Here is a 25,409-nt window from a genome sequence, read left to right as displayed (position 1 = left end):
GCAAGCCCGCTCACTACAAAAGCCAGCCCATCACAAAACGCTATCAGACCGTGATGTTGTGCTTGGCGAGGAAGGCGACGAAAGCCTCTTCGTCCAATACCTTCAGGCCCAGCTCGCTGGCCTTGGCCAGTTTGGAACCCGCACCCGGCCCCGCTACCACGCAGTGGGTTTTCGCCGAGACGGAACCCGCCACCTTGGCGCCGAGGCTTTCGAGCTTTTCCTTGGCCACGTCGCGGCTCATCAACTCCAGAGAGCCAGTGAGTACCCAGGTGTGGCCGGCCTCGGGCAAGCCTTCGACGACTTTCTTCTCGCTGTCCCAATGCATGCCGAAGTCCTTGAGCTGTTGCTCGATGGCCAGGGCGCGGCGGGCATTCTCGGCGTTGTCGAAGAACTCGCGCACGGCCTTGGCCTGCTTCTCGGGCAGGGCCTGGCGCATGTCGAGCCAGTCGGCCTTGATCACGCCTTCGAGGGTGACGAACTTGTCCGCCAGCTTCTGCGCAGCGCCCGGACCGACGCTCGGCACGTGCAGCTTGTCGAGCAACCCGCCCAAGGTGGTGCTGGCGGAGAATTCGGCACTCAGGTCGCCCTCATCCTGCAATTGCAGGCCGCATTCTTGCGGCGACAGCAGCGCGCCGATCACGTCTTGGTTATGGCTGTCTTCAAAGAAACTATGAATCTCATGCGCCACTTCCAGGCCCACATCCGGCAAGTAGGTCAGCACTTCTGGCAAGGCCTTCTGCACGCGCTCCAGGGAGGCCAGGGAGCGCGCCAGCACCTTGGCCGTCTCCTCGCCAACGTCGGGAATGCCGAGGGCGTAGATAAAGCGCGCCAGGGTCGGGGATTTGCTGTTTTCGATGGAGGTGATCAGCTTCTTGCTGGAAATGTCGGCAAAGCCTTCCAGGTCGATGATCTGTTCGTACTTGAGCTTGTAGAGGTCGGCCGGCGAGCCGATGAGCTTTTCATCCACCAGTTGCTCGATGGTCTTGTCGCCCAGGCCGTCGATGTCCATGGCGCGGCGCGAGACAAAATGGATGATCGCCTGCTTGAGCTGCGCGCCACAGGCCAGTCGCCCAACGCACCGGTACACCGCGCCTTCGCTGACGGTTTCCTTGCCCTTGCTGCGCTTGACCAGTTGCGTGCGCTCCACGTGGGAGCCACACACCGGGCAGCTCTCGGGGATCGGCACCGCACGGGCGTTTTCCGGGCGGCGCTCAAGCACCACCGACACAACCTGTGGGATCACATCCCCGGCGCGGCGGATGATCACGGTATCGCCGATCATCACGCCCAGGCGCGCCACTTCATCCATGTTGTGCAAGGTGGCGTTGGACACGGTGACACCCGCGACCTTGACCGGCTTCAGGCGTGCCACTGGTGTGACGGCGCCGGTACGCCCGACCTGGAATTCCACGTCGAGCAATTCGGTCAGCTCTTCCAGGGCTGGGAATTTGTGGGCGATGGCCCAGCGCGGCTCGCGGGCACGGAAACCCAGTTCACGCTGCGAGGCGATGCTGTTGACCTTGAACACCACGCCGTCGATCTCATACGGCAGGCTGTTACGGCGTTCTCCGATATCGCGGTAGTAATCCAGGCAATCCTGGATGCCCTTGGCCAGCTTCAGCTCATGGCTGATGGGCATGCCCCATTTCTGCAACTGTTGCAGGTTGCCGATATGGGTGTCGCTGATATCGGTAGTCACGCCGTAGCAGCAGAATTCCAACGGCCGGCTAGCCGTAATCTTCGAATCCAGCTGGCGCAAGCTGCCGGCCGCGGCGTTGCGCGGGTTGGCGAAGGTCTTGCCGCCGACTTCCAGCTGCGAGGCGTTGAGCCGTTCGAAACCGGCCTTGGACATGAACACTTCGCCACGCACTTCCAGGGTCGCCGGCCAGCCGTTGCCGTGCAGTTTCAAAGGGATATTGCGCACGGTGCGCACGTTCACGCTGATGTCTTCGCCGGTGGTACCGTCGCCACGGGTGGCGCCGCGCACCAGCTCACCGTCCTGATACAGCAGGCTGACCGCCAGGCCATCCAGCTTGGGTTCGCAGCTGTACTCCACCGCCGCGCCACCGCCAAACAGATCGCCGGCCGGCAGGTCCAGGCCTTCGGTGACCCGACGATCAAACTCGAGCATGGTGGTTTCATCAAACGCGTTGCCGAGGCTGAGCATGGGGATCTCATGCTTGACCTGGGTAAACGCCGACAACGCCGCACTGCCGACCCGCTGCGTCGGCGAGTCGCGCGTGACCAGGTCCGGGTGCTCGGCTTCCAGGGCCTTGAGCTCATGGAACAGCCGGTCGTACTCGGCGTCCGGAATGCTCGGCTCGTCGAGGACGTGGTAGCGGTAGTTGTGCTGATCCAGTTCAGCGCGCAGTTCGAGGATGCGGGTGTGGGCGGCGGTCATGGGTGTTCTCTCAGAAAGCAAAAGAGCAGCCGAAGCTGCTCAATATGTTAGTGCGCTTATTCTATCCGACAACGCCGAGGAGCAATCCTCAGCGTTTTTGTGTCAGGGCGCGACGCTCGAACTCGACGATGCGCTGACGGTAATGCTCGATGGTCTGGGCGGTCAGGACGCTGCGTTGGTCGTCCTTGAGTTCGCCGTTCAGTTCCTGGGACAGCTTGCGGGCTGCGGCGACCATCACGTCGAACGCCTGTTTCGGGTGACGCGGGCCTGGCAGGCCGAGGAAGAAGCTCACCGCCGGGGTGCTGAACAGGTCGATATCGTCCAGGTCGAAGGTGCCCGGCTTGACCGCGTTGGCCATGGAGAACAGCACTTCGCCGTTACCGGCCATGCTTTCGTGGCGGTGGAAGATATCCATCTCGCCGAAACGCAGGCCGCTTTCCAGAATATTTTGCAACAAAGCCGGGCCCTTGAAGCCGGCGGCATCGCGGCAGATCACGCTGATCACCAGCACTTCTTCGGCGGCAGGCTGGTCGTTCACGGATTGGCGCGGCGCGTTCTTGCCCGCGTTTTCATCCGGGAAATCATCGTCGCGGCTGCTGAAGCTCGGGCCGTCATCGACGTCCAGGTCCAGGTCGGCCTGGCGCGGCTCGGCCACCACCGGCGCGGCGCGCTTGCCACGCTTGGAAGACGGCTCGCGGGCTTCACGCACCGGCGCGCTCATCGACGGCAAGTCGTGCTCGTCCAGTTGCGGTTCTTTATGGGTATCCAGCACACGGGGCGGCCCCAGCAGCTCGGCGCTGCCGTCGTCGTCAGGCAAGTTGGACAGGTTGCGGTCCAGACGGAATTTAAGCTTGCCCTTGCCACCGCGCATGCGGCGCCAGCCATCAAAAAGAATACCGGCAATGACAATTATGCCGATGACGATCAGCCACTCGCGCAGACCGATTTCCATGTAATCCCGTGCCTCTAATAAAAAATGCTGAAAAATAAGGGGTTTAGCAACGTGCAAACCGCTTTAAAACGTGGCGCCAACTCTATGTTCTGACTGACGTTTTGCCCACGCATACGAAAATTTGACATTAAACTAGCACGACCAAAGATAACTTTACACCGTCTGTCAAAATGCCTTGAACAAATATGTCCATTTGCCACTTTCGCCAGACCGGTAAAGCGTCTTACCGCGCACTATAAAAATTCTGTCTCGGCATGGTTCAAGACTCCACCATCGCCATCGCTTCTTCCACATCCACCGCAACCAAACGTGAACAGCCCGGTTCGTGCATCGTCACCCCCATCAATTGATCCGCCATCTCCATGGCGATCTTGTTGTGGGTGATATAGATGAACTGCACGGTCTGGGACATCTCTTTAACCAACCGTGCATACCGTCCAACGTTAGCGTCATCCAGCGGGGCGTCAACTTCGTCGAGCATGCAGAACGGCGCCGGGTTCAACTTGAAGATGGCAAATACCAGGGCCAATGCGGTCAGGGCTTTTTCGCCGCCGGACAACAAATGGATGGTGCTGTTCTTCTTGCCCGGAGGCCGCGCCATGATCGTCACCCCTGTATCGAGTAGATCTTCGCCCGTCAGTTCCAAGTAAGCGCTGCCACCGCCGAAAACTTTTGGGAATAAGGCCTGTAAACCGCCATTAATCTGATCAAAGGTATCTTTGAAGCGGTTACGGGTTTCCTTGTCGATCTTGCGGATCACATTTTCCAGGGTGTCCAGGGCTTCGACCAGGTCGGCGTCCTGGGCATCCAGATAACGTTTACGCTCGGATTGTTGCTGGTACTCGTCGATGGCCGCCAAGTTGATCGCGCCGAGGCGTTGAATACGCGCGGCAATCCGCTCAAGTTCTTCTTCGGCGTCTTTCTCATTGGCCTGGGCGGTCAGGGTATTGAGCACGCCGTGCAGGTCGTAGCCGTCTTCCAGCAACTGGTCTTGCAGGGTCTTGCGGCGCACGGTCAGGGCTTGCCATTCCATGCGCTGCTGTTCGAGTTGGCCGCGGATCAGCTGGGATTGCTGCTCGGCCTGGGTCCGGCGCTTTTCGGCGTCGCGCAGTTCGCGGTCGGCGTCTTCCAGGGCGATCTGCGCGGTCTTGAGCTCTTCGTCGACGGTCATGCGCTTGTCGAGCAATTCTTCGAGCTTGAGGCGCAGCTCTTCCAGCGGCGCTTCGCCCTCTTCCAGGTTGAGGCTCAGTTGTTCGCGCTTTTCGGTGAGGCGTTCGGACTGCATCTCCAGGCGTTCAAGGGCCTGGGCGGTGGACGCGTGCTGGGCCTTGAGCGAACCCAGGCGTACCGCCAGCTGATGCGCGTGATCCTTGTGCTGGCGGGCTTCCTGGCGCACACGGTCGAGGCGTTCGCGCAGGCTGTCACGCTGGGCCAGCAGCAGTTCGCGCTGCTCGGTGTCGAGCGCCATGCTGTCGAGGGCCTCCTGCAATTGCAGGCGCGCTTCGCCAATCTGCTCGTGTTCCAGGGCGCGTTGCTCGCCCATCTCCGCCACTTCCTCATCAAGACGGGTGCGACGCAGAGTGAGTTGTTCGACCTTGGCTTTGCTCGCGGAAAGCTGGGCTTTCAGTTCGCCTTGCTGGCGCGCTTCGTCCTGCAACAAGCGGCGCAGGTGTTCGCGACCGGTCTCTTGCTGACGCTGGGTGGCGCGCAGGGTTTGCAGTTCGGTTTCCAGGCTTTCGAGGGTGGCTTCGCGTTCTTCGCGTTCGGCGATCAGGTTGACGATTTCCTGGCCACGGGCCAATACGCCACTTTCGGCTTCACTGGCGCGACTTACACGCAGGAAGTGCCGGCCGACCCAGTAGCCGTCGCGGCTGATCAGGCTTTCACCGGCGCCGAGTTGGCCGCGCCGAGCCAAGGCCTGCTCCAGTGATTCGACCGGTTTGACTTGGCCCAGCCAAGGCGACAGATCAATCGCGGCCTCTACCTTATCCAACAGACTCCCCGGCACCCGCGTGCCGTCGGCGGCCGGGCTGAGCAAACGCAAATCGCCTTGAGCAAAACCGGACAGGTCGAACCCGCCAAAATCATCCACCAGCACGGCTTGCAGGTCGGCGCCGAGCACGGTCTCCACCGCCAGCTCCCAGCCCGCCTCCACTTTCAAGCCTTCAGCCAATCGTGGTCGCTCGGCCAGATGCTGATCGCGCAGCCATTCGGCAGTGCCGGTGCCCGGATCCAACGCGGCTTGCTGCAAGGCTTCCAAGGATGCCAATCGACCATTGAGCCGCTGCAAATCACCCTGGGCCTGCTGCTGCGCCTGGGTCGCCTGTTGCAGTTGCTGACGCAATTGCTCAAGGCGCTCCACTTGTTGTTCTTCGCTGGCTTCCAGCTCTTCCAGCGTCATTTCGCTTTCGGCCAGTTGCTCGCTCAGTTCCATGATCGCCGCGTCTTCCGGGTCGGCGGACAGCAATGCGCGTTCTTCCTGCATCCGGCGCTGGCGCTCGGCCAGACGCTCCATGCTGGTTTCCAGTTGCTGGATGCGCGACTGCTGCACCTCGGCCTGACGGCGTGGCTCGGCGGATTGCAGGTTGAACGTGTCCCACTGCTCCTGCCAGCCATGCATGGTGGTTTCGGATTCTTCCAGGGCGGCGGCGGCTTCTTCGGCGGCGGCACTGGTAACTTCCTGCTCGGGGGTGAGCATGTCCAGCTCTTCGCCAAGGGTCAGCAGCAAGGTGCGGTCGTGGCCCAGGTGCGATTCGGTCTCCAGGCGTGCGCGTTCGGCTTCCTTCAAATCATCCTGCAATTGGCGCAGGCGCTGCTGGCCGTGCTGGATGCTCTGCTCGACGCGGGCAATGTCGCCGCCCACCGAATAGAAACGGCCCTGCACCAGATTGAAGCGCTCGGACAGGTCATGGTGACCGTCACGCAGGCGTTCGATGCTGGCGTCGGCGTTGCGCTGCTCGGCCACCAGCGCTTCAAAGCTGATTTCCTGGGTGCCGATGATCGCTTCGCGCTGGCCGACCTGATCATTCAGCGCCTGCCAGCGCAGGGCCGAGAGTTGCGCCTTGAGCTGGCGTTCTTCGCCCTTGTATTCCTGATACTTCTCGGCGGCCTGGGCCTGGCGGTGCAGGCGTTCAAGTTGACGCTCCAGCTCTTCGCGCAGGTCAGTCAGGCGGGCGAGGTTTTCATGGGTGCGGCGGATGCGGTTTTCGGTCTCGCGGCGGCGCTCCTTGTACTTGGAGATGCCGGCCGCTTCCTCGATGAAGTTACGCAGGTCTTCGGGCTTGGCTTCGATCAGCTTGGAGATCATGCCCTGCTCGATGATCGAGTAGCTGCGCGGGCCCAGGCCGGTGCCCAGGAAGATATCGGTGATGTCGCGGCGCCGACATTTGGTGCCGTTGAGGAAGTAACTGTTCTGGCTGTCGCGGGTCACTTTGCGGCGAATGGAAATTTCCGCATAGGCCGCGTACTCACCAATCAAGGTGCCGTCAGAGTTATCGAACACCAGTTCGATGCTGGCCTGGCTCACCGGCTTGCGGCTGGTGGAGCCGTTGAAGATGACGTCGGTCATCGACTCGCCACGCAGGTTCTTGGCCGAGCTCTCGCCCATCACCCAACGGACGGCGTCGATGATGTTCGACTTGCCGCAACCGTTGGGCCCGACCACCGCCGCCATATTACTGGGGAAGTTCACCGTGGTCGGGTCGACGAAGGATTTGAACCCCGCCAGTTTGATGCACTTGAGCCGCACGTTTAGGCGTCCGCCAACGCAGCGATGACCAGCGAGCAACTGCGCTCGCCGTAGGCCGACAGCACTTGGCGGATCTGCGGCAGGTCACGGGCCAGTACGGCGGCGAGCAGTTGCTCGAACAGCGCCAGGTACTCGCTCATGGACGCCTTGCGTTGATCCAGCGCCAGGTAATAGGCGCGGTTCATCGCCGGCTGCAGGTTCTCGACGGTTTCCTGCAGATACGGGTTGTTGGCGAAGGGGTACGCGGCGCGCATCACATTGAAGCTTTCTTCGACGAAGGCGCGGATGTCCTGGCGCTCGAAGCTGGCGATCAGGCGCTGCTGAATCTGCATGAACGGCGCCATGTCGGCCTGGGTCTGCCAGCCCTGGGCCACCGCGTTGCCGAGCAGGATGTACAGCTCGCCCATCAAGGTGCACAGGCTCTGCACCTTGTGCGCCGTGAGTTCGGTGACGTGGGCGCCACGACGCGGCAGGATCGCGATCAGGTGGCGGCGTTCGAGGATCAGCAAGGCTTCGCGCACGGAACCACGGCTGACATTGAGTGCCAGCGTGACCTTTTGCTCCTGGATCCGCTCCCCAGGCTTGAGATCGCCGCGAATGATGCGTTCGGCGAGGTGGTGAGCAATTTGCTCGGCGAGACTGTCCGGCGCCTTGAACGTCATGTTTTCCCTTCAAAATCTTCTATCGGTACAAGCGCGGCAGTGTAGCGCATTGGCTCGCTGATGGCGCTACGCCCACCCTGCAGAATTTGGCACGGAATAAGCAGCGATGAACACCCACAAGCCCCCAAAAACACCGGTTCCAGAAGACTGGACCATAATTGAAAGTGTTGCGACTGCATTTTCTTGACCTTCTGGTCAGAAAATCGTTGACCGAAAAGTCAGACATGACTAGATTCGGCGCAAAGCGGTTAACAACAATAATGAGTCTGCGAGGCCTTCCGTGATCCAGTTTTTACTTAACCAGGAACTCCGTAGCGAGCACGCCCTGGACCCCAACCTGACGGTGCTCAACTATCTGCGTGAGCATTTGGGCAAATCCGGCACCAAGGAAGGCTGCGCCAGCGGCGATTGCGGTGCCTGCACCGTGGTGGTCGGTGAGTTGCATACGGATGCTCAAGGCGCCGAGCAGATCCGTTATCGCAGCCTCAATTCGTGCCTGACCTTTGTGTCGTCGTTGCACGGCAAGCAACTGATCAGCGTTGAAGACCTCAAGCACCAGGGCCAACTGCACAGCGTCCAACAAGCCATGGTCGAGTGCCACGGCTCGCAATGCGGCTTTTGCACCCCCGGCTTCGTGATGTCGTTGTTCGCCCTGCAAAAGAACAGCGACGCCCCCGACAGCCAAAAAGCCCACGAAGCCCTGGCCGGCAACCTGTGCCGCTGCACCGGTTATCGCCCGATCCTTGCCGCCGCCGAGCAGGCTTGCTGCAACAAACCCCAGGATCAGTTCGACAGCCGCCAGGCCGAGACCATTGCCCGCCTCAAAGCCATCGCACCAACGCAAACCGGTGAACTCAACAGCGGCGATAAACGCTGCCTGGTGCCACTGACCGTCGCCGACCTGGCCGACCTCTATGACGCCTACCCGCAAGCCCGCTTGTTGGCCGGCGGCACCGACCTGGCGTTGGAAGTCACCCAGTTCCACCGCACGCTGCCGGTGATGATCTACGTCGGTAACATTGAAGAAATGAAGCGCATCGACGACTTCGACGACCGCCTGGAAATCGGCGCCGCCACCGCCCTCTCCGACTGCTACACCGCGCTGCACCACGAATACCCGGACTTCGGCGAACTGCTGCACCGCTTCGCTTCCCTGCAGATACGCAACCAGGGCACCCTGGGCGGCAACATCGGCAACGCCTCGCCGATCGGTGATTCGCCGCCACTGCTGATCGCCTTGGGCGCGCAGATCGTCTTGTGCAAAGGCGAAACCCGCCGCACCTTGGCGCTGGAAGATTACTTCATCGACTACCGCGTCACCGCGCGCCAGGACAGCGAGTTCATCGAGAAGATCATCGTGCCCAAAGGCCACACGCTGTTCCGCGCCTACAAGGTCTCCAAGCGCCTGGACGATGATATTTCCGCCGTCTGCGCCGCGTTCAACCTGAAGATCGAAAACGGGGTGATCAACGAGGCCCGCGTGGCGTTCGGCGGCATGGCGGCTACCCCCAAACGCGCCAAAAGCTGCGAAGCCGCGTTGGTTGGCGCCACCTGGAATTCCGCTACTGTCGAGAAAGCCTGCGCCGCCCTGGCCGAGGATTTCACCCCGCTGTCGGACTTCCGCGCCAGCAAGGAATACCGCCTGCTCAGCGCGCAGAACCTGCTGCGCAAATACTTCATCGAGCTGCAAACGCCGCACATCGAGACTCGGGTGACCGCTTATGTCTAACCATCACGCCGTCGTTAAAACCCAGGCTGAGCTGGCCGAACTGTTCGCCCAGGACCTGACCTCCGGGGTCGGTCGCAGCGTCAAGCATGACAGCGCCGCCAAGCACGTGTCCGGTGAAGCGCAGTACATCGATGACCGCCTGGAATTCCCCAACCAACTGCATCTGTATGCGCGCATGTCCGACCGCGCCCACGCCCGCATCCTCAGCATCGACACCGCGCCCTGCTATGCCTTTGACGGCGTGCGCATTGTCATCACCCATGAAGACGTGCCGGGGCTGAAAGACATCGGCCCCTTGATGCCAGGTGATCCATTGCTGGCCATCGACACCGTGCAGTTCGTCGGCCAGGTCGTGCTGGCGGTTGCCGCCCGCGACCTGGAAACCGCACGCAAAGCCGCGATGGCCGCGGTGATCGAATATGAAGACCTGGAACCGGTGCTGGACGTGGTCGAGGCCTTTCGCAAGAAGCATTTTGTGCTCGACAGCCACACCCACCAGCGCGGCGATTCAGCGGGCGCCTTGGCCACGGCGAAAAACCGTATCCAGGGCACGCTGCATATCGGCGGCCAGGAACACTTCTACCTGGAAACCCAGATCTCTTCGGTGATGCCTACCGAAGACGGCGGCATGATTGTCTACTGCTCCACGCAGAACCCCACCGAAGTGCAGAAACTGGTGGCCGAAGTGCTGGACGTGTCGATGAATAAAATCGTCGTCGACATGCGCCGCATGGGCGGTGGTTTCGGCGGCAAGGAAACCCAGGCGGCCAGCCCCGCCTGCCTGTGCGCGGTGGTCGCGCGCCTCACCGGCCAGCCGACCAAGATGCGCCTGCCGCGCGTCGAAGACATGCTGATGACCGGCAAGCGCCACCCCTTCTATATCGAATACGACGTGGGCTTTGACGACAGCGGCCGCCTGCACGGGATCAACCTGGAATTGGCGGGCAACTGTGGCTGCTCGCCGGACCTGTCCAACTCGATTGTCGACCGCGCCATGTTCCACTCCGACAACTCGTATTACCTGGGCGATGCCACCGTCAACGGCCATCGCTGCAAGACCAACACCGCGTCCAACACCGCCTATCGCGGTTTCGGTGGCCCACAAGGCATGGTCGCCATCGAGGAAGTGATGGACGCCATCGCCCGCCATCTGGCGCTCGACCCGCTGGCGGTGCGCAAGGTCAATTACTACGGCAAGACCGAGCGCAACGTCACCCACTACTACCAGACCGTCGAGCACAACATGCTCGAAGAGATGACTGCCGAACTAGAAGCCAGCAGCCAATACGCCGAACGCCGCGAAGCGATCCGCCTGTACAACGCCCACAGCCCGATCCTGAAAAAAGGCCTGGCGTTGACTCCGGTGAAGTTCGGCATTTCGTTTACCGCCAGCTTCCTCAACCAGGCCGGTGCGCTGATCCATATCTACACCGATGGCAGCATCCACCTGAACCATGGCGGCACCGAGATGGGCCAGGGTTTGAACACCAAGGTTGCGCAGGTGGTGGCCGAAGTGTTCCAGGTCGAAATCGACCGCGTGCAGATCACCGCCACCAACACCGACAAGGTGCCCAACACCTCACCGACCGCCGCTTCCAGCGGTGCCGACTTGAATGGCAAGGCCGCACAGAACGCCGCCGAAACCATCAAGCAGCGCCTGGTGGAATTCGCCGCACACAAGTACGACGTGAGCGAAGCGGACGTGGAATTCCACAACGGCCATGTGCGCGTGCGGGATCAGATCCTCACCTTTGAGGCGCTGATCCAGCAGGCGTATTTCGCCCAGGTTTCGCTCTCCAGTACCGGCTTCTACAAGACCCCGAAAATCTTCTATGACCGTAGCCAGTCGCGCGGTCGGCCGTTCTACTACTTCGCCTTCGGCGCGGCCTGCTGCGAAGTGATCGTTGACACCCTGACCGGCGAATACAAGATGCTGCGCACCGACATCCTCCACGACGTCGGCGCCTCGCTGAACCCGGCCATCGACATTGGCCAGGTCGAAGGCGGCTTTATCCAGGGCATGGGCTGGCTGACCATGGAAGAACTGGTGTGGAACAACAAGGGCAAGCTGATGACCAATGGCCCGGCCAGCTACAAGATCCCGGCCGTGGCCGACATGCCGCTGGACCTGCGGGTTAAGCTGGTGGAAAACCGCAAGAACCCGGAAGACACGGTGTTCCATTCCAAGGCCGTGGGCGAACCGCCTTTCATGCTTGGGATTGCTTCGTGGTGCGCGATCAAGGATGCGGTGGCGAGTTTGGGTGACTATCGCCATCAGCCCAAGATTGATGCGCCGGCGACACCGGAGCGGGTGTTGTGGGGGTGCGAACAAATGCGGCAGTTAAAGGCGGCGAAGGTGGTTGAGGCTGATACCGAGATGGCTTCGCTTTAAACCGAGGCGCGGCCTTCGCGAGCAAGCCCGCTCCCACATTTGAAATGCATTCCCATGTGGGAGCGGGCTTGCTCGCGAAGACGGCCGAACTGACAACAGAAATGTTGAGGTAAACATGAACAACTGGATCAGCGCCCTCGCGAATCTGCAAATCAGCGGCGAACCCTGCGTCCTGGTAACCATCATCGAAGAGCTCGGCTCCACGCCGCGCAACGCCGGTTCGAAGATGGTGATCAGCGCCGCGCAGACCTTCGACACCATCGGCGGCGGGCACCTGGAATACAAGGCGATGCAGATCGCCCGCGAGATGCTCGTACGCGGTCAGCAGAACACCCACCTGGAGCGCTTCAGCCTGGGCGCCAGCCTGGGCCAGTGCTGCGGCGGCGTGACCGTGCTGCTGTTCGAGCCCATGGGCCAGGTGCAGGCGCAGATCGCGGTGTTTGGCGCCGGCCATGTCGGCCGTGCGCTGGTGCCGTTGCTGGCCAGCCTGCCGTGCCGGGTGCGCTGGATCGATTCGCGGGATCAGGAGTTTCCAGAACATATCCCACAGGGCGTGCGTAAAATCGTCAGCGAAGAGCCGGTCGACGAAATTGCCGACCTGCCGACGGGCAGTTACTGCATCGTCATGACCCATAATCACGCGCTGGACCTGGAACTCACCGCCGCCCTGCTCAAGCGCAATGACTTTGCCTACTTCGGCCTGATCGGCTCGAAGACCAAGCGAGTCAAGTTCGAACACCGCCTGCGTGATCGCGGCTTCGACGCCGCGCAATTGCAACGCATGCGCTGCCCCATGGGCCTCACCGAGGTAAAGGGCAAGTTGCCGGTGGAAATCGCCATCTCCATCGCCGGCGAAATCATCGCCACTTATAACGCCAATTTCGGCCAGCACACTGCCAGCGCCGAACCTATTGCCAAACTGCTGCCGGCTTCACGTCGCAGCCAAGCCCTTTGAATTGAGATCACCATGCCTTTGACTCGCAAAGCCTACCGTGCCGCCCTCCTGCACAGCATCGCCGACCCTGCTGAAGTGGGGATCGAAGCCTCCTACGAATATTTCGAAGACGGCCTGTTGGTGATCGAAAACGGTCAGATCAGCGCCGTCGGCCATGCCAGCGATTTGCTGCCAACCCTGCCTGCCGACATCGAGATCACCCACTACCAGGACGCGCTGATCACGCCCGGCCTGATCGACACCCACATCCACCTGCCGCAAACCGGCATGGTCGGCGCCTATGGCGAGCAGTTGCTGGACTGGCTCAACACCTACACCTTCCCCTGCGAGAGCCAGTTCGCCGACAAGGCCCACGCCGAAGAGGTCGCGGATATTTTCATCAAGGAACTGCTGCGCAACGGCACCACCACCGCGCTGGTGTTTGGCAGTGTGCATCCGCAGTCGGTGAATGCGTTCTTCGAGGCCGCCGAGAAACTCGACCTGCGCATGATCGCCGGCAAGGTGATGATGGACCGCAATGCGCCGGACTACCTGACCGACACCGCAGAATCCGGCTACCAGGAAAGCAAGGCGCTGATCGAACGCTGGCATGGCAAGGGCCGCCTGCACTACGCGGTCACCCCACGTTTTGCGCCGACCAGCACGCCCGAGCAACTGGCGTTGGCGGGGCAACTGTTGGGGGAATACCCGGACCTGTACATGCAGACTCACATCAGTGAGAACAAGCAGGAAGTCGAGTGGGTGAAGGAACTGTTCCCGGAGCGCAAAGGCTATCTGGATGTGTACGACCACTACAAACTACTGGGCGAGCGCTCGGTGTTTGCCCATGGCGTGCACCTGTGTGATGACGAGTGTGCACGTTTGGCGCAGACCGGTTCGGCGGTCGCGTTTTGCCCGACCTCGAACCTCTTCCTCGGCAGCGGTTTGTTCAACCTGCCGATGGCTGAGAAGCACAAACTGAATGTGGGCTTGGGCACGGACGTGGGCGGCGGCACCAGTTTCTCGCTGCTGCAAACCTTGAACGAAGCCTACAAGGTCATGCAATTGCAGGGTGCGCGGTTGAGTCCGTTCAAATCGCTGTACCTGGCAACGCTGGGCGGTGCGCGTGCATTGCGCTTGGAAGACAAGATCGGCACGTTGCAACCGGGCACCGATGCGGACTTTTTGGTGTTGGATTACAACGCCACGCCGCTGCTGAGCTACCGCTTGAAGCAGGCGAAGAACATTGCCGAGACGTTATTTGTGCTGATGACGCTGGGGGATGACCGGACGGTGTTGCAGACGTATGCAGCCGGGCAGCTGGTGCACCAACGCTAATTTCAGCCAAACAACAAAACCAAATGTGGGAGCGGGCTTGCTCGCGAATGCGCAGTGTCAGTCAACAGATGTATTGACTGATCCACCGCATTCGCGAGCAAGCCCGCTCCCACATTTTTGTCCCCGGTGAATCAGGGAAATTACAGCTTTATTGAGGAACGACCCGGCTTCTTGGTCTGCAACAAATGCGAGAACACCGCATGCAGATCATCCGACGCGCTCTCTTCATCGAGGTTGAGCTTGCTGTCGATGTGGTCCATGTGATGCATCATCAGGTTCACCGCCAACGCCGCGTCCCGCGCTTCGATCGCATCGATCAATTGGGTGTGCTCGTCATAGGAACAGTGCGAGCGGTTGCCGCTTTCGTACTGGGCGATGATCAATGAGGTCTGGGACACCAGGCTGCGCTGGAAGCTGATCAGCGGCGCGTTCTTCGCCGCTTCGGCCAGCTTGAGGTGGAATTCGCCGGAGAGGCGGATACCGGCGCCACGATCGCCACGGGAAAAGCTGTCGCGCTCGTCGTTGACCATCTGGCGCAGCTCGGCCAGTTGTTCGGCCGTGGCGTGCTGGACGGCCAGTTCAGTGATCGCCCGCTCCACCAGACGCCGCGCAAGGAACACCTGGCGGGCTTCCTCGACGCTCGGGCTGGCCACCACCGCACCGCGATTGGGCCGCAGCAGGACCACACCTTCATGGGCCAGGCGCGACAGGGCGCGGCGAATGATGGTGCGGCTCACGCCAAAGATTTCGCCCAGTGCCTCTTCACTCAATTTGGTGCCGGGTGCCAGGCGTTGTTCGAGGATCGCCTCGAAGATATGCGCGTAGACGATATCGTCCTGGGTTCCGCTGCGACCGGCCTTGCCGGCTCGCGGTTGTTTCTTGAGAGGTTGCAACTGTTCGTTCATGGGCACTCGGGTTTGGAGAACGGCGGCGAATTAACGGTAATACGTCAACAGCGGGTCGCTGGCAAGTATCACCTAAAAACAGGGCACATTGTACACAACCGGATGCGCCAACACACTGTACGGCTGTTTGCGCCGTCGGCTGTATTGCAATGAGTCGTTACGTTTGAGTTTAGGCTTGAATCCGTGCCGACAACGGCAAAAATCCAGGTAAAAGGAACACCTCTCCATGAACGACGCCACCCAAGCGCCTTTGCGCCCGCTGGCCGACACGTCTCCCTCGGCCGTTGTCGCCGGCTTCATCGCCATGATGACCGGCTACACCAGCTCCCTCGTCCTGATGTTCCAGGCCGGGCAAGCCGCCGGTTTGACCACGGCGCAGATTTCTTCATGGATCTGGGCGATTTCCATCGGCATGGCGGTGTGCAGCATCGGCCTGTCCCTGCGCTATCGCACGCCGATCACCATTGCCTGGTCGACGCCAGGCGCGGCACTGCTGATCACCAGCCTGGGCGGCGTGAGTTATGGCGAGGCCATCGGTGCCTACATCACCTGTGCGGTGCTGGTGACGATCTGCGGGCTGACCGGCAGCTTTGAAAAACTGGTCAAGCGCATCCCGGCGTCACTGGCGGCGGCCTTGCTGGCGGGGATTCTGTTCAAGATCGGCAGCGAGATCTTCGTCGCCGCGCAGCATCGCACCGGGCTGGTACTGGGGATGTTTTTCACTTACCTGGTGATCAAACGCCTGTCGCCACGCTACGCGGTGCTGGCTGCGCTGGTAATCGGCACCGTATTGTCGGGGTTGATGGGGCTGCTGGACTTCAGTGGTTTTCATCTGGAAGTGGCGACGCCGGTGTGGACCACGCCGCACTTCTCGCTGGCCGCAACCATCAGCATCGGTATCCCGCTGTTCGTCGTGGCGATGACATCCCAGAACATGCCCGGCGTCGCGGTGCTTCGGGCCGACGGTTACAACGTGCCCGCCTCGCCGCTGATCACCGCCACCGGCCTGGCCTCATTGGTGCTGGCGCCGTTTGGCTCCCACGGCATCAACCTGGCGGCGATCAGCGCGGCCATCTGCACCGGGCCTCATGCCCATGAAGACCGCAACAAGCGCTACACCGCTGCCGTGTGGTGCGGAGTGTTCTACGGAATTGCCGGGGTGTTCGGCGCGACCTTGGCGGCGTTGTTCGCAGCCTTGCCCAAGGAACTGGTGCTGTCGATTGCGGCGTTGGCGCTGTTTGGCTCGATCATCAATGGCTTGAGCATTGCCATGAATGAGCCGAAGGAACGGGAAGCAGCGCTGATCACCTTTATGGTCACGGCGTCCGGCTTGACGCTGTTTTCCATCGGGTCGGCGTTCTGGGGGATTGTGGCGGGGGTGTTGACGTTGCTGATTCTGAACTGGCGCAAGGCATAAAAAAACGGCGACCCTGAGGTCGCCGTTTTTTTAGTATCACTTAGCCGCGTTGATCGGCTTTTCCGGATACCACACGTCCAGCAGTGGGCTGACTTCAGCGCTTTTCAGTTCGCTGCGGCCTTTGAGCCAGCTTTCAACCGCTACGCGCTGTTCTTCGTTGACCGAGCCACGCTTCTGCAGGCAAACCAGACCGAAGTCATCGCCGCCAACATAGCCCAGACCATTGGCTTCCATGGCTTCTTTGATGAATGCTTCGAGGAAAGCGTCGGTAGCTTCTTCACTCAGGTCTTCTTTGAAGTCCAGGTTCAGTTCGAAACCCAGCTCTTGAAATTCATCAACGCACAGTTTTTTGCGCAGACGCTGGGAACGGTTAGTCGCCATTGGAACAATCCTCATAAGTAATAACGGGCGGCACTTTAGCAGTTTAAGGCGGCGATTGCCCGACTCTCTGGGACAGGCGGCAATTTGCCTGCAAAAAAAACGCAGAATACCAGCTATGGTTCAGCTACAAGTGGCTCCACCTTGGGGCATAATGCCGACACTTTCATGACCATTGAGGGATTTTTCTTATTTACCCCTCGCCTTTTTCACCCTCCTCAGCAGTAGGGTTTTACTTCTTATGATCAAATCTTTGCGTTCTGTGTTTTTTGCCGGTCTTATTCTGCCACTGGCCTTTTCCGTCTCCGCTGCCCCCGTCAACAATACCCTGCCACCGAATGTTCAACAGGCGCTGGCCAAAGCCAAGCTGCAAAACACTGCGTTGTCCTTGGTAATGATCCCCCTGAACGGTCCCGGCACGCCGACCGTGTTCAACGCAGACGTCTCCGTGAACCCGGCCTCGACCATGAAGCTGGTCACCACTTATGCGGCCCTGGAAATGCTCGGCCCCAACCACCAGTGGAAAACCGAGTTCTACACCGACGGCACCCTCAGCGGTGGCGTGTTGCACGGCAACCTCTACCTCAAGGGCGGCGGCGATCCCAAGCTGAACATGGAAAAACTCTGGCTGCTGATGCGCGACCTGCGCGCCAACGGCGTGCAGCAAGTCACCGGCGACCTGGTGCTGGACCGTGGTTTCTTCAACCAGCCGCTGTTGCCGGAGTTCAATGACGACGGCAACGACGAGAACAAACCGTTCCTGGTCAAGCCGGACGCGCTGCTGGTCAACCTCAAGGCCCTGCGTTTTGTAACGCGCAATGACTCCGGCCGCGTACTGGTGTCGGTCGAACCGCCGATTGCCAGCATTCGCATCGACAACCAGGTCAAGGTCTCCAACGCCAAGCAGTGCACCGGTGATGTGCGCTACAACCCGGTCACCGCCGCCGATGGCAGCGTGACGGTCACCGTCAGCGGCCAATTGGCCGATGGCTGCAGCTCGCAGACTTATCTGTCATTGCTCGACCACGCCACCTACACCGCCGGCGCCGTGCGCGCGATCTGGCAGGAACTGGGTGGCACCATCCAGGGCCGTGATATCCAGGCGCCAGTGCCCAAGGATGCCAAGGTACTGGCCCGGGCCTTCTCGCCGGACCTGGCGGAAATCATTCGCGACATCAACAAATACAGTAACAACACCATGGCCCAGCAGCTGTTCCTGAGCCTGGGCGCGCAGTTCCGCAACGACGCCGACGGCGACGATGCCAAGGCAGCCCAACGTGTGGTGCGCCAGTGGCTGGCGAAGAAAGGCATCACCGCGCCGCACCTGGTGATGGAAAACGGTTCCGGCCTGTCCCGCGCCGAACGCGTCAGCGCCCGCGAAATGGCGGCCATGCTGCAAGCCGCGTGGAAGAGCCCTTACGCTGCCGAATACATCAGCTCGATGCCGATCGCCGGCACCGACGGCACCATGCGCAAGCGCCTGAAGACCACTGCCATGCGTGGTGAAGCCCACGTCAAGACCGGTACTTTGAACACCGTGCGTGCCATCGCCGGGTTCAGCCGCGACAACAACGGCAATACCTGGGCCGTGGTGGCGATCCTCAACGATCCGAAACCATGGGGTGCTTCGTCGGTGCTGGATCAGGTGTTGCTGGATTTGTATCGTCAGCCGAAGGTGGTGGCGGCCGCTCCCGTCCTTTAAGAGGTAACGCAGTCCCCCTGTGGGAGCGGGCTTGCTCGCGAATACGGAGTATCAGTCGCCAAATAGAGTGGCTGGTCTACCGCATTCGCGAGCAAGCCCGCTCCCACATTGGCCTGCGGCGGTCTCAAGCGCGCAGTCTTTCGGCTTCCACCCGATCCCTGCCCGCCTGCTTGGCCACATACACGGCCGAGTCCGCGCGTAGCAGCAACCCGTCAATGCCTTCATCCACCCGCCAGCTGGCCACGCCAAAGCTGGCGGTGACGATGCCCACCGGTTCCATCGGCGCACTGCGCAGCGACGTCCACAATTCCATCGCCAGGCTGTAGGCCTGTTCGCCATCGGTGTGCGGGCACAGCACCATGAACTCCTCGCCACCCAGGCGACAGAACACATCGGTGCGGCGCAGGCGCTGGCTGATGCGCTTGCACAATTCCTGCAGTACCCCATCGCCGACGGCGTGTCCATGCTGGTCGTTGATGCGTTTGAAGTGATCGATATCCAGCATGATCACCGACAAGTGACCCGAGGTGCGATTGAGCCTGACCATCTCGGCCTTGAGGCGATCCTGGAAATAGCGACGGTTGTGGATGCCGGTCAAAGAGTCGGTGATGGACAGCGCACGCAGTTCTTCTTCTACCCGCTTCAGATCGGAAATATCCGACACGTAGCCATGCCACAACGTACCGCCTGCGGGTAACTCTTCCGGAGTCGCCTCGCCCCGAATCCAACGCAGGCCGCGTTGCGGCAACAGCACGCGGTATTCCTCGCGCCAATGGCTCAACTGCAACGCTGACAAGCGGATCGAAGCACGCACGCGTTCCGCATCCAGCGGGTGGATGCGCTCGAACACTTTATTCGCGTCCTGCTGCAACACATTCGGTTCGATTTCATAGATGTCGCGCATGCCGTCGCTGGCGTAGATGAATTTCCAGTTGTCCTGGGGCTCCAGGGTGAACTGGAAGATCCCACCGGGCACATGGGCGCTGAGTTTCTTGAGCAGGCGGTCGCGGGCCGCCAAGGCCTCGTAGGCACGTTTCTGTTCGGTAATGTCCAGGTAGATCGCCAGGTGGCCGATCCACAAACCATGGTCGTCCAGCAACACCGTGGCCAGCATGTTCACAGTCAACGGGGTGCCGTTTTCGCGGATCAAGGTCCATTCGCGGGCTTCGTGCAGGGTGTCCGGGCTTTCCACCAGCATCGCCTGGCTGGCGGGAATACGCTTGCCCAACGCCACACTCAGGCTGGCCGCGCGCGCCTCCAGCTCAGGCGCCAGGTGCAGGCTTTCCAAGGTGTGCGTACCCACTACGTGATCGGCCTTGAAGCCCAACATCTGCTCGGCGCCGGCGTTGAAGGTATTGATCACACCGCGCAGGTCAGTGGCAATGATCGCCACTTGGGTCGCGGCATTCAGCACACTGCGCAATTGGCCATGGGCGCCACGCAATTCCTGTTCACGCAGGCGCAACTGGGCAGTGCGTTGCTCCACCAGCTTCACAGCGCGCTGGCGTTGGCTGACCAGCACATAAAGCAAGGCACTGAGCAGCAGGCTGAGCAGGCCGCCCATGGTCAGGATGGTGTTCAGCGAGGAATGGTTGGCCTGGTCGAACACCTGGCTGGGGCGCAGTTTCAGGGCGTACACATGGTCACCCAGCGTGAGGCGGCGCGCGCCGACCAAGTCGCTGCTGCCTACCTCATTGGTGGACTCGAAGAGTACGCGTTTCTGCAGGTCGGACGTGTCGATGATCTGCATCACCAGGTTGTCCCGGTCTGGCTTAGGCAAGCCGTCGGCTACCAGCTGGCGCATGCTGATCACCGCCATCACATAGCCGTAGGGCTCGTTCTGCGACTGATCCGAGGTGGGCAGGTGACTCACCGGCGCGACCAGTAAAACCCCGGTGGCATAGGCCGGCTCCACCCCCACCAATTGCATGGGCTGGGACACCGCCAGCTTGCCGGTCTTTTGCGCGCGCTCAAGGGTTGAACGCCGCAGGGGCTGGGCCAAGAGGTCAAAACCGAGGGGGGCACCCAGCAAGCTTTGGGTCTGGCTGTACAGCACCGGCACGTATTCGTCGCGCTCGGGCGCCGGGGCCAGTTCGCCAGCCGAATTCAATTCACGGATGAAAAAGGGTGCACCGCGTTGGCTGGACACCTTTTGCTCGAACTGGCTGCGCTGTTCGCGATACACCCGTGGCGCCCAGGAGTAAGCACGGGCGCGCAACAACAAGGGCTGGGCAAAACCGTCGAACTCTTCGCGGGACACATCATCGGAGTTGACGAAGAAACGCCGCAGACTGTTGAGCCGTTGCTCCTGATCTTCGAAACGTTCCTGCAGGCGGGTGTAGCGTTCATTGACCAGCAACTGAAAGCGCTGGCGCACCTGTTGCTGATAGAGATCGGAAGCCGCCCAGGCGACAATCGCGGTCAAGGCAAACCCTGCCAGCAACACCACCAATGCCACCAGCCAAGCCGACGCCTGCTCACTGATAAAGCCTAGGATTTTCGGGCGAACGGCTTGCAACGGCATAGGCAACACTCACAACGCCAGCGTGCGGGGGGTGTCACTTTGGCTAGGCCTTAAGTTATAGCCATCGGCCCTGGGTTTGACCAGCGTAAAAAAGCCGCAAGCCCGGAATAATCCAGGCTTGCGGCTTTTTGGTGAAGCAATCAGCGTGCGGTGATTTTCCACGCCCGGTGGATCTTGGCATTGCGCGCAAAATCCGGGTCGATGGTCTTGTCGCTGATCTCCTCGACCGCATAACGTTCGCTGAGGTTGTCCTCCAGCGCGAACTTGCGGAAGTTGTTCGAGAAATACAGCACGCCGCCCGGTGCCAGGCGCGCCATGGCCAGGTCAAGCAACTGCACGTGGTCGCGCTGTACGTCGAAGATGCCTTCCATGCGCTTGGAGTTGGAGAAGGTCGGCGGGTCGATGAAGATCAGGTCGAACTCATCGCGGCTGGCCTCCAGCCACGCCATTACGTCACCCTGCTCCAGACGGTTCTTGTCGGAGAAACCGTTGAGGGAGAAGTTGCGACGCGCCCAGTCCAGGTAGGTCTTGGACAGGTCGACACTGGTGGTGCTGCGCGCGCCGCCCTTGGCCGCGTGCACACTGGCGGTGGCGGTGTAGCAGTACAGGTTGAGGAAGCGCTTGCCGGCCGCTTCTTTCTGGATGCGCATGCGCATCGGGCGATGGTCGAGGAACAGGCCGGTGTCCAGGTAGTCGGTGAGGTTGACCAGCAACTTCACGCCGCCTTCGCTGACTTCGGTGAACTTGCCCTGGGCGCTCTGGCGCTCGTACTGCTTGGTGCCGCTCTGACGCTCGCGACGCTTGACCACCACGCGGCTCTTGTCGATGTTCAGCGCCTGGGGAATCGCGGCCAGGGCATCGAACATACGCGCAGAGGCTTTTTCCGGGTCGATGGATTTCGGTGCGGCGTATTCCTGGACGTGGACCCAATCGTGGTACAGGTCGATAGCCATGGAGTATTCCGGCATGTCGGCGTCGTACACACGGTAGCAATCCACGCCTTCACGCTTGGCCCACTTGCCCAGCAGCTTGAGGTTCTTCTGCAGGCGGTTGGCGAACATCTGCCCGCCTTCGCTCAGGCGCGCCTGCTCGACCACAGGTGCCGGCGCGGGTTTGATCGGGTTGCCGTTCTTGTTGTACTGGCGCTCTTGCGGCTCAGCCGGGGCTTGATCGTAAGCGGCTTGCTCACGCTCAGCCTGGCGCTGTTCCGGGGTGCGACGCTCGCCGGTGACGAATTGGTCTGGATTGACCTTGATCAGCAGCAGCTTGCACGGCAACGCGCCGTTCCAGAACGAATACTGTTTGTGGCTGCGGATGCCCATGCGCTTGCCCAGGTCCGGCGCGCCGGTGAACACCGCCGCTTCCCAGCCCATGCACGCCTGGCGCAGACGCTCGCCGAGGTTCTGGTAGAGGTACAACAGGCTGGCTTCGTCACCCAGACGCTCGCCGTACGGCGGGTTGCAGATCACCAGGCCTTTCTGGTTCTGGTCCGGACGCGGCTCGAAGGTGCCGACTTCGCCCTGGTACACCTTGATCCAATGGCTCAGGCCTGCGCGTTCGATGTTGTTGCGCGCGGGTTGGATCAGGCGAGGATCGGCTTCGTAGCCTCGGATCCACAGGGGCGGCTTGTTCATGCCGATGGCGGCGCGTTCGGCAGCCTCTGTGTGCAGCTTCTTCCACAGCGCCGGGACGTGGCCCAGCCAGGTGGTGAAGCCCCACAGTTCACGATTCAGGTTGGGCGCCATGTCGGCGGCGATCATTGCGCCTTCCACCAGGAAGGTGCCCACGCCGCACATCGGGTCGCTCAACGCGCCGCCTTCAGCGGCAATGCGTGGCCAGCCGGCACGGATCAGGATCGCGGCGGCCAGGTTTTCCTTCAACGGTGCCGCACCCTGCTGCAGCCGGTAACCGCGCTGGTGCAGGCTGTGGCCCGACAAGTCGAGGGACAGGATGGCTTCGCCACGGTCCAGACGCAGGTGGATGCGCAGGTCCGGGTTGATCTTGTCGATGGACGGGCGTTCGCCGGTCGGCGTGCGCAGCTTGTCGACGATCGCATCCTTGACCTTCAGCGCGCCGAAGTGAGTGTTGTCGATACCCGAGCCGTGGCCGCTGAATTCAACAGCCAGGGTACCGTCCGGCACCATGTGGTCGGCCCACTCGATATCCAGCACGCCGTGGTAGAGGTCTTCGGCGTCCTTCATCGGGAAGCGCTTGAGCACCAACAATACGCGGTTGGCCAGGCGCGACCAGAGGCACAGGCGGTAGGCGGTTTCCATGTCGGCCATGCCGCGCACGGCCGAGGTGTGCTCGCGGGCTTCCTCAAGGCCAAGCCCGACGGCTTCCTCGATCAGCAGGCCTTCGAGGCCCTTGGGGCAGGTGAGGAAGAGTTCAAAACGGTCCGACATGGGGCATTCCAGGCTTTTCAGCAATAAATGAACGGGCGACGCATCGCCGGCTCGGTTTTCAATCAAGCACTTTTCTTGAAGAGTGCTCGCGTGGCACAAATGTGCCGTCCCACCCCGTCCGACAGGCGTTTGGGCCTTTATTGACGGGGCAGATAAACAATTAGCTGTAACAAAAAGAAATATTCCGACCCTTCGTCGAATAATAACCGACTGCAACGGGCGGGCATTCTCACTAAAGGATTAAACCCATCCTCTATGCAGGGTGCATCATAGCTGGCTTTGCCCCACAAATGGGGCGAAAAGCCATCCCAGCTTATGGCTATAGCATCGTTATCGTTACGTGCTTATGACAAAACGATCATTGAATCCATGTGACCTATTGGTTAGAACTCAACACAGGTTGGCGCCGTAACGACGCCGACACATAGGCTCGCCACGCCGGCAGCGAGCCCACCAACGGCAGAAAAACTCTGCCCGGCCCCAAGCGGGGCCGAAGGATATCAAGACAGTCAACAAGTGAGGGAAACACCCTATGAGAAGACTTAAGCGTGATCCGTTGGAAAGAGCATTTTTACGCGGATATCAATATGGCGTTCATGGCAAATCCCGTGAGCTTTGCCCATTTACTCTACCGTCGGTACGCCAAGCCTGGATCAACGGCTGGCGAGAAGGACGCGGCGACAACTGGGACGGTATGACTGGCACTGCGGGAATCCACAGACTCAACGAACTTCACGCCGTCGGCTAATCAAGGGCAACTAATTCCGACATCACCACCGATGAAGATTTAACGACTTAACCACGCACGCCCCATCCGGGCGGCGGGCTTCGGCCCAGGGGGCTCCTTGATGGAGCCCTTTTTAATGGGTGCAGTTCAGGCTTTTGGCAGTGCTGCGATAGCGTCCACCGACTGGCGGATCAGCGCCGGGCCCTTGTAGATAAAGCCGGAGTACAACTGCACCAGGCTGGCACCTGCGGCGATCTTCTCCGCTGCGTGCTTGCCTTCGGTGATGCCTCCTGCGGCGATGATCGGCAAGCGCCCAGCCAGTTCGGCGGCCAGCACCCTGACGATATGAGTGCTCTGCTCACGTACTGGAGCACCGGACAGACCGCCCGCCTCATCACCATGGGCCAGGCCTTCGACACCGACGCGGCTGAGGGTGGTGTTGGTCGCGATCACCGCGTCCATGCCGGCGTCCACCAGGGCCTGGGCAACCAGTACGGTTTCTTCGTCACTCATGTCCGGGGCAATCTTGATCGCCAGCGGCACGCGCTTGCCATGGCGCACGGCCAGGTCTTCCTGGCGCTGGCGCAGGGCTTCCAGCAGTTGCTTGAGGGAGTCCCCAAACTGCAAGCTGCGCAAGCCCGGTGTATTAGGCGAACTCACGTTGACCGTGACATAGCTCGCATGGGCGTAGACCTTGTCCAGGCAGATCAGGTAATCGTCGACGGCACGCTCGACCGGCGTATCGAAGTTCTTGCCGATATTGATACCGAGAATGCCCTTGTACTTCGCCGCCTGAACCCGCGACAGCAGATGATCAACGCCCAGATTGTTGAAGCCCATGCGGTTGATGATCGCCTCGGCTTCCGGCAGGCGGAAGATGCGCGGCTTGGGGTTGCCCGGCTGTGGACGTGGGGTGACGGTGCCGATTTCGACAAATCCGAAACCCAACTGCGCAAAGCCATCGATGGCCGCACCGTTTTTATCCAGGCCAGCCGCCAGGCCGACCGGGTTGGGAAAATCGAGCCCCATCACCGAGACCGGCATTTTTGCCGGAGCCTTGCATACCAGGCCATTGAGCCCCAGGCGGCCACCGGCACCGATCAGGTCCAGGGACAGATCGTGGGAAGTTTCCGGGGAAAGTTTGAACAACAGCTGGCGGGCCAGGGTATACATGGGCGGGCTAGACTCGGAGGCG

General features: G+C 61.0%; 16 protein-coding genes. 7 read left to right on the top strand and 9 right to left on the bottom strand.

From position 1 onward, the window contains the following. Positions 1-43: 43 nt before the first annotated feature. The 4 genes from ligA to HX823_RS03160 form a co-directional block, all read right to left on the bottom strand. A complete protein-coding gene (gene ligA / locus HX823_RS03175) occupies positions 44-2,401 on the bottom strand; it encodes an NAD-dependent DNA ligase LigA (RefSeq protein WP_177074097.1) in 2,358 nt (785 codons plus the stop codon). Positions 2,402-2,489: 88 nt separating this feature from the next. After that, positions 2,490-3,353 (bottom strand): cell division protein ZipA, encoded by an 864-nt coding sequence (gene zipA, locus HX823_RS03170; protein ID WP_016979286.1) that lies wholly within the window; start codon positions 3,351-3,353, stop codon positions 2,490-2,492. Positions 3,354-3,612: 259 nt separating this feature from the next. Beyond that, a complete protein-coding gene (gene smc / locus HX823_RS03165) occupies positions 3,613-7,101 on the bottom strand; it encodes a chromosome segregation protein SMC (RefSeq protein WP_177074096.1) in 3,489 nt (1,162 codons plus the stop codon). A gap of 2 nt (positions 7,102-7,103) precedes the next feature. Further along, positions 7,104-7,763 carry a GntR family transcriptional regulator gene (locus HX823_RS03160; RefSeq protein ID WP_028617494.1) on the bottom strand — a complete coding sequence of 220 codons (660 nt, stop codon included), beginning with the start codon at positions 7,761-7,763 and terminating at the stop codon, positions 7,104-7,106. Between the two features lie 280 nt (positions 7,764-8,043). Between HX823_RS03160 and xdhA the strand changes: the two genes are divergently transcribed. The 4 genes from xdhA to guaD all read left to right on the top strand — a co-directional run bounded on the left by xdhA (position 8,044) and on the right by guaD (position 14,156). Continuing rightward, complete coding sequence (gene xdhA / locus HX823_RS03155; RefSeq protein ID WP_038844929.1) at positions 8,044-9,492, top strand: xanthine dehydrogenase small subunit; 1,449 nt, start codon at positions 8,044-8,046, stop codon at positions 9,490-9,492. After that, entirely contained in the window at positions 9,485-11,884 is a 2,400-nt protein-coding gene (xdhB, locus tag HX823_RS03150) for a xanthine dehydrogenase molybdopterin binding subunit (RefSeq protein ID WP_177074095.1), read from the top strand. The genes xdhA and xdhB overlap by 8 nt, the downstream gene beginning before the upstream one ends. A 115-nt stretch (positions 11,885-11,999) precedes the next feature. Further along, positions 12,000-12,839, top strand: a complete 840-nt coding sequence (gene xdhC / locus HX823_RS03145; RefSeq protein WP_177074094.1) for a xanthine dehydrogenase accessory protein XdhC — start codon at positions 12,000-12,002, stop codon at positions 12,837-12,839. 12 nt (positions 12,840-12,851) lie between these two features. Continuing rightward, on the top strand, positions 12,852-14,156 hold the full coding sequence (gene guaD, locus HX823_RS03140) for a guanine deaminase (RefSeq protein WP_095017233.1): 1,305 nt from the start codon (positions 12,852-12,854) through the stop codon (positions 14,154-14,156). Between the two features lie 140 nt (positions 14,157-14,296). Here guaD and HX823_RS03135 read toward each other — a convergent pair whose 3' ends face one another. Beyond that, positions 14,297-15,061 (bottom strand): GntR family transcriptional regulator, encoded by a 765-nt coding sequence (locus HX823_RS03135; protein WP_015885332.1) that lies wholly within the window; start codon positions 15,059-15,061, stop codon positions 14,297-14,299. Positions 15,062-15,287: 226 nt separating this feature from the next. Here HX823_RS03135 and HX823_RS03130 point away from each other — a divergent pair, with 226 nt between their 5' ends. Beyond that, positions 15,288-16,478 (top strand): benzoate/H(+) symporter BenE family transporter, encoded by a 1,191-nt coding sequence (locus HX823_RS03130; RefSeq protein ID WP_038847817.1) that lies wholly within the window; start codon positions 15,288-15,290, stop codon positions 16,476-16,478. A gap of 36 nt (positions 16,479-16,514) precedes the next feature. Here HX823_RS03130 and HX823_RS03125 read toward each other — a convergent pair whose 3' ends face one another. Next, positions 16,515-16,859 carry a YggL family protein gene (locus HX823_RS03125; protein WP_033900540.1) on the bottom strand — a complete coding sequence of 115 codons (345 nt, stop codon included), beginning with the start codon at positions 16,857-16,859 and terminating at the stop codon, positions 16,515-16,517. A gap of 238 nt (positions 16,860-17,097) precedes the next feature. Between HX823_RS03125 and dacB the strand changes: the two genes are divergently transcribed. Then, a complete protein-coding gene (gene dacB / locus HX823_RS03120; protein ID WP_038847815.1) occupies positions 17,098-18,558 on the top strand; it encodes a D-alanyl-D-alanine carboxypeptidase/D-alanyl-D-alanine-endopeptidase in 1,461 nt (486 codons plus the stop codon). A gap of 124 nt (positions 18,559-18,682) precedes the next feature. Here the strand turns inward: dacB and HX823_RS03115 are convergent, their stop codons facing one another. Beyond that, positions 18,683-21,082 (bottom strand): GGDEF domain-containing protein, encoded by a 2,400-nt coding sequence (locus tag HX823_RS03115; protein ID WP_177074093.1) that lies wholly within the window; start codon positions 21,080-21,082, stop codon positions 18,683-18,685. A gap of 140 nt (positions 21,083-21,222) precedes the next feature. Further along, the gene (gene rlmKL, locus HX823_RS03110; protein WP_122726549.1) at positions 21,223-23,487 is read right to left on the bottom strand and encodes a bifunctional 23S rRNA (guanine(2069)-N(7))-methyltransferase RlmK/23S rRNA (guanine(2445)-N(2))-methyltransferase RlmL; all 2,265 of its coding nucleotides are present in this window, start codon (positions 23,485-23,487) and stop codon (positions 21,223-21,225) included. 532 nt (positions 23,488-24,019) lie between these two features. Between rlmKL and rmf the strand changes: the two genes are divergently transcribed. Beyond that, positions 24,020-24,235, top strand: a complete 216-nt coding sequence (gene rmf / locus HX823_RS03105; RefSeq protein ID WP_002553055.1) for a ribosome modulation factor — start codon at positions 24,020-24,022, stop codon at positions 24,233-24,235. Positions 24,236-24,361: 126 nt separating this feature from the next. On the opposite strand, the gene HX823_RS03100 is transcribed toward rmf, so the two are convergent. Then, on the bottom strand, positions 24,362-25,387 hold the full coding sequence (locus HX823_RS03100; RefSeq protein WP_177074092.1) for a quinone-dependent dihydroorotate dehydrogenase: 1,026 nt from the start codon (positions 25,385-25,387) through the stop codon (positions 24,362-24,364). Positions 25,388-25,409 lie beyond the last annotated feature (22 nt).

Origin of the sequence: Pseudomonas sp. P7759 (genome assembly GCF_013386445.1) — a bacterium.
Classification (GTDB): Bacteria; Pseudomonadota; Gammaproteobacteria; order Pseudomonadales; family Pseudomonadaceae; genus Aquipseudomonas; species Aquipseudomonas azotoformans_A.
The sequence above is the reverse complement of the archived record's forward strand: the minus strand, read 5'-3'. Positions and strand labels throughout refer to the sequence as shown.

Excerpts from the sequence above, each read along its gene's own strand:
- ligA (WP_177074097.1), bottom strand. The coding sequence starts at position 2,401 with ATGACCGCCGCCCACACCCGCATCCTCGAACTGCGCGCTGAACTGGAT.
- zipA (WP_016979286.1), bottom strand. The coding sequence starts at position 3,353 with ATGGAAATCGGTCTGCGCGAGTGGCTGATCGTCATCGGCATAATTGTC.
- HX823_RS03160 (WP_028617494.1), bottom strand. The coding sequence starts at position 7,763 with ATGACGTTCAAGGCGCCGGACAGTCTCGCCGAGCAAATTGCTCACCAC.
- xdhB (WP_177074095.1), top strand. The coding sequence starts at position 9,485 with ATGTCTAACCATCACGCCGTCGTTAAAACCCAGGCTGAGCTGGCCGAA.
- xdhC (WP_177074094.1), top strand. The coding sequence starts at position 12,000 with ATGAACAACTGGATCAGCGCCCTCGCGAATCTGCAAATCAGCGGCGAA.
- guaD (WP_095017233.1), top strand. The coding sequence starts at position 12,852 with ATGCCTTTGACTCGCAAAGCCTACCGTGCCGCCCTCCTGCACAGCATC.
- HX823_RS03135 (WP_015885332.1), bottom strand. The coding sequence starts at position 15,061 with ATGAACGAACAGTTGCAACCTCTCAAGAAACAACCGCGAGCCGGCAAG.
- HX823_RS03130 (WP_038847817.1), top strand. The coding sequence starts at position 15,288 with ATGAACGACGCCACCCAAGCGCCTTTGCGCCCGCTGGCCGACACGTCT.
- HX823_RS03125 (WP_033900540.1), bottom strand. The coding sequence starts at position 16,859 with ATGGCGACTAACCGTTCCCAGCGTCTGCGCAAAAAACTGTGCGTTGAT.
- dacB (WP_038847815.1), top strand. The coding sequence starts at position 17,098 with ATGATCAAATCTTTGCGTTCTGTGTTTTTTGCCGGTCTTATTCTGCCA.
- HX823_RS03115 (WP_177074093.1), bottom strand. The coding sequence starts at position 21,082 with ATGCCGTTGCAAGCCGTTCGCCCGAAAATCCTAGGCTTTATCAGTGAG.
- rlmKL (WP_122726549.1), bottom strand. The coding sequence starts at position 23,487 with ATGTCGGACCGTTTTGAACTCTTCCTCACCTGCCCCAAGGGCCTCGAA.
- rmf (WP_002553055.1), top strand. The coding sequence starts at position 24,020 with ATGAGAAGACTTAAGCGTGATCCGTTGGAAAGAGCATTTTTACGCGGA.
- HX823_RS03100 (WP_177074092.1), bottom strand. The coding sequence starts at position 25,387 with ATGTATACCCTGGCCCGCCAGCTGTTGTTCAAACTTTCCCCGGAAACT.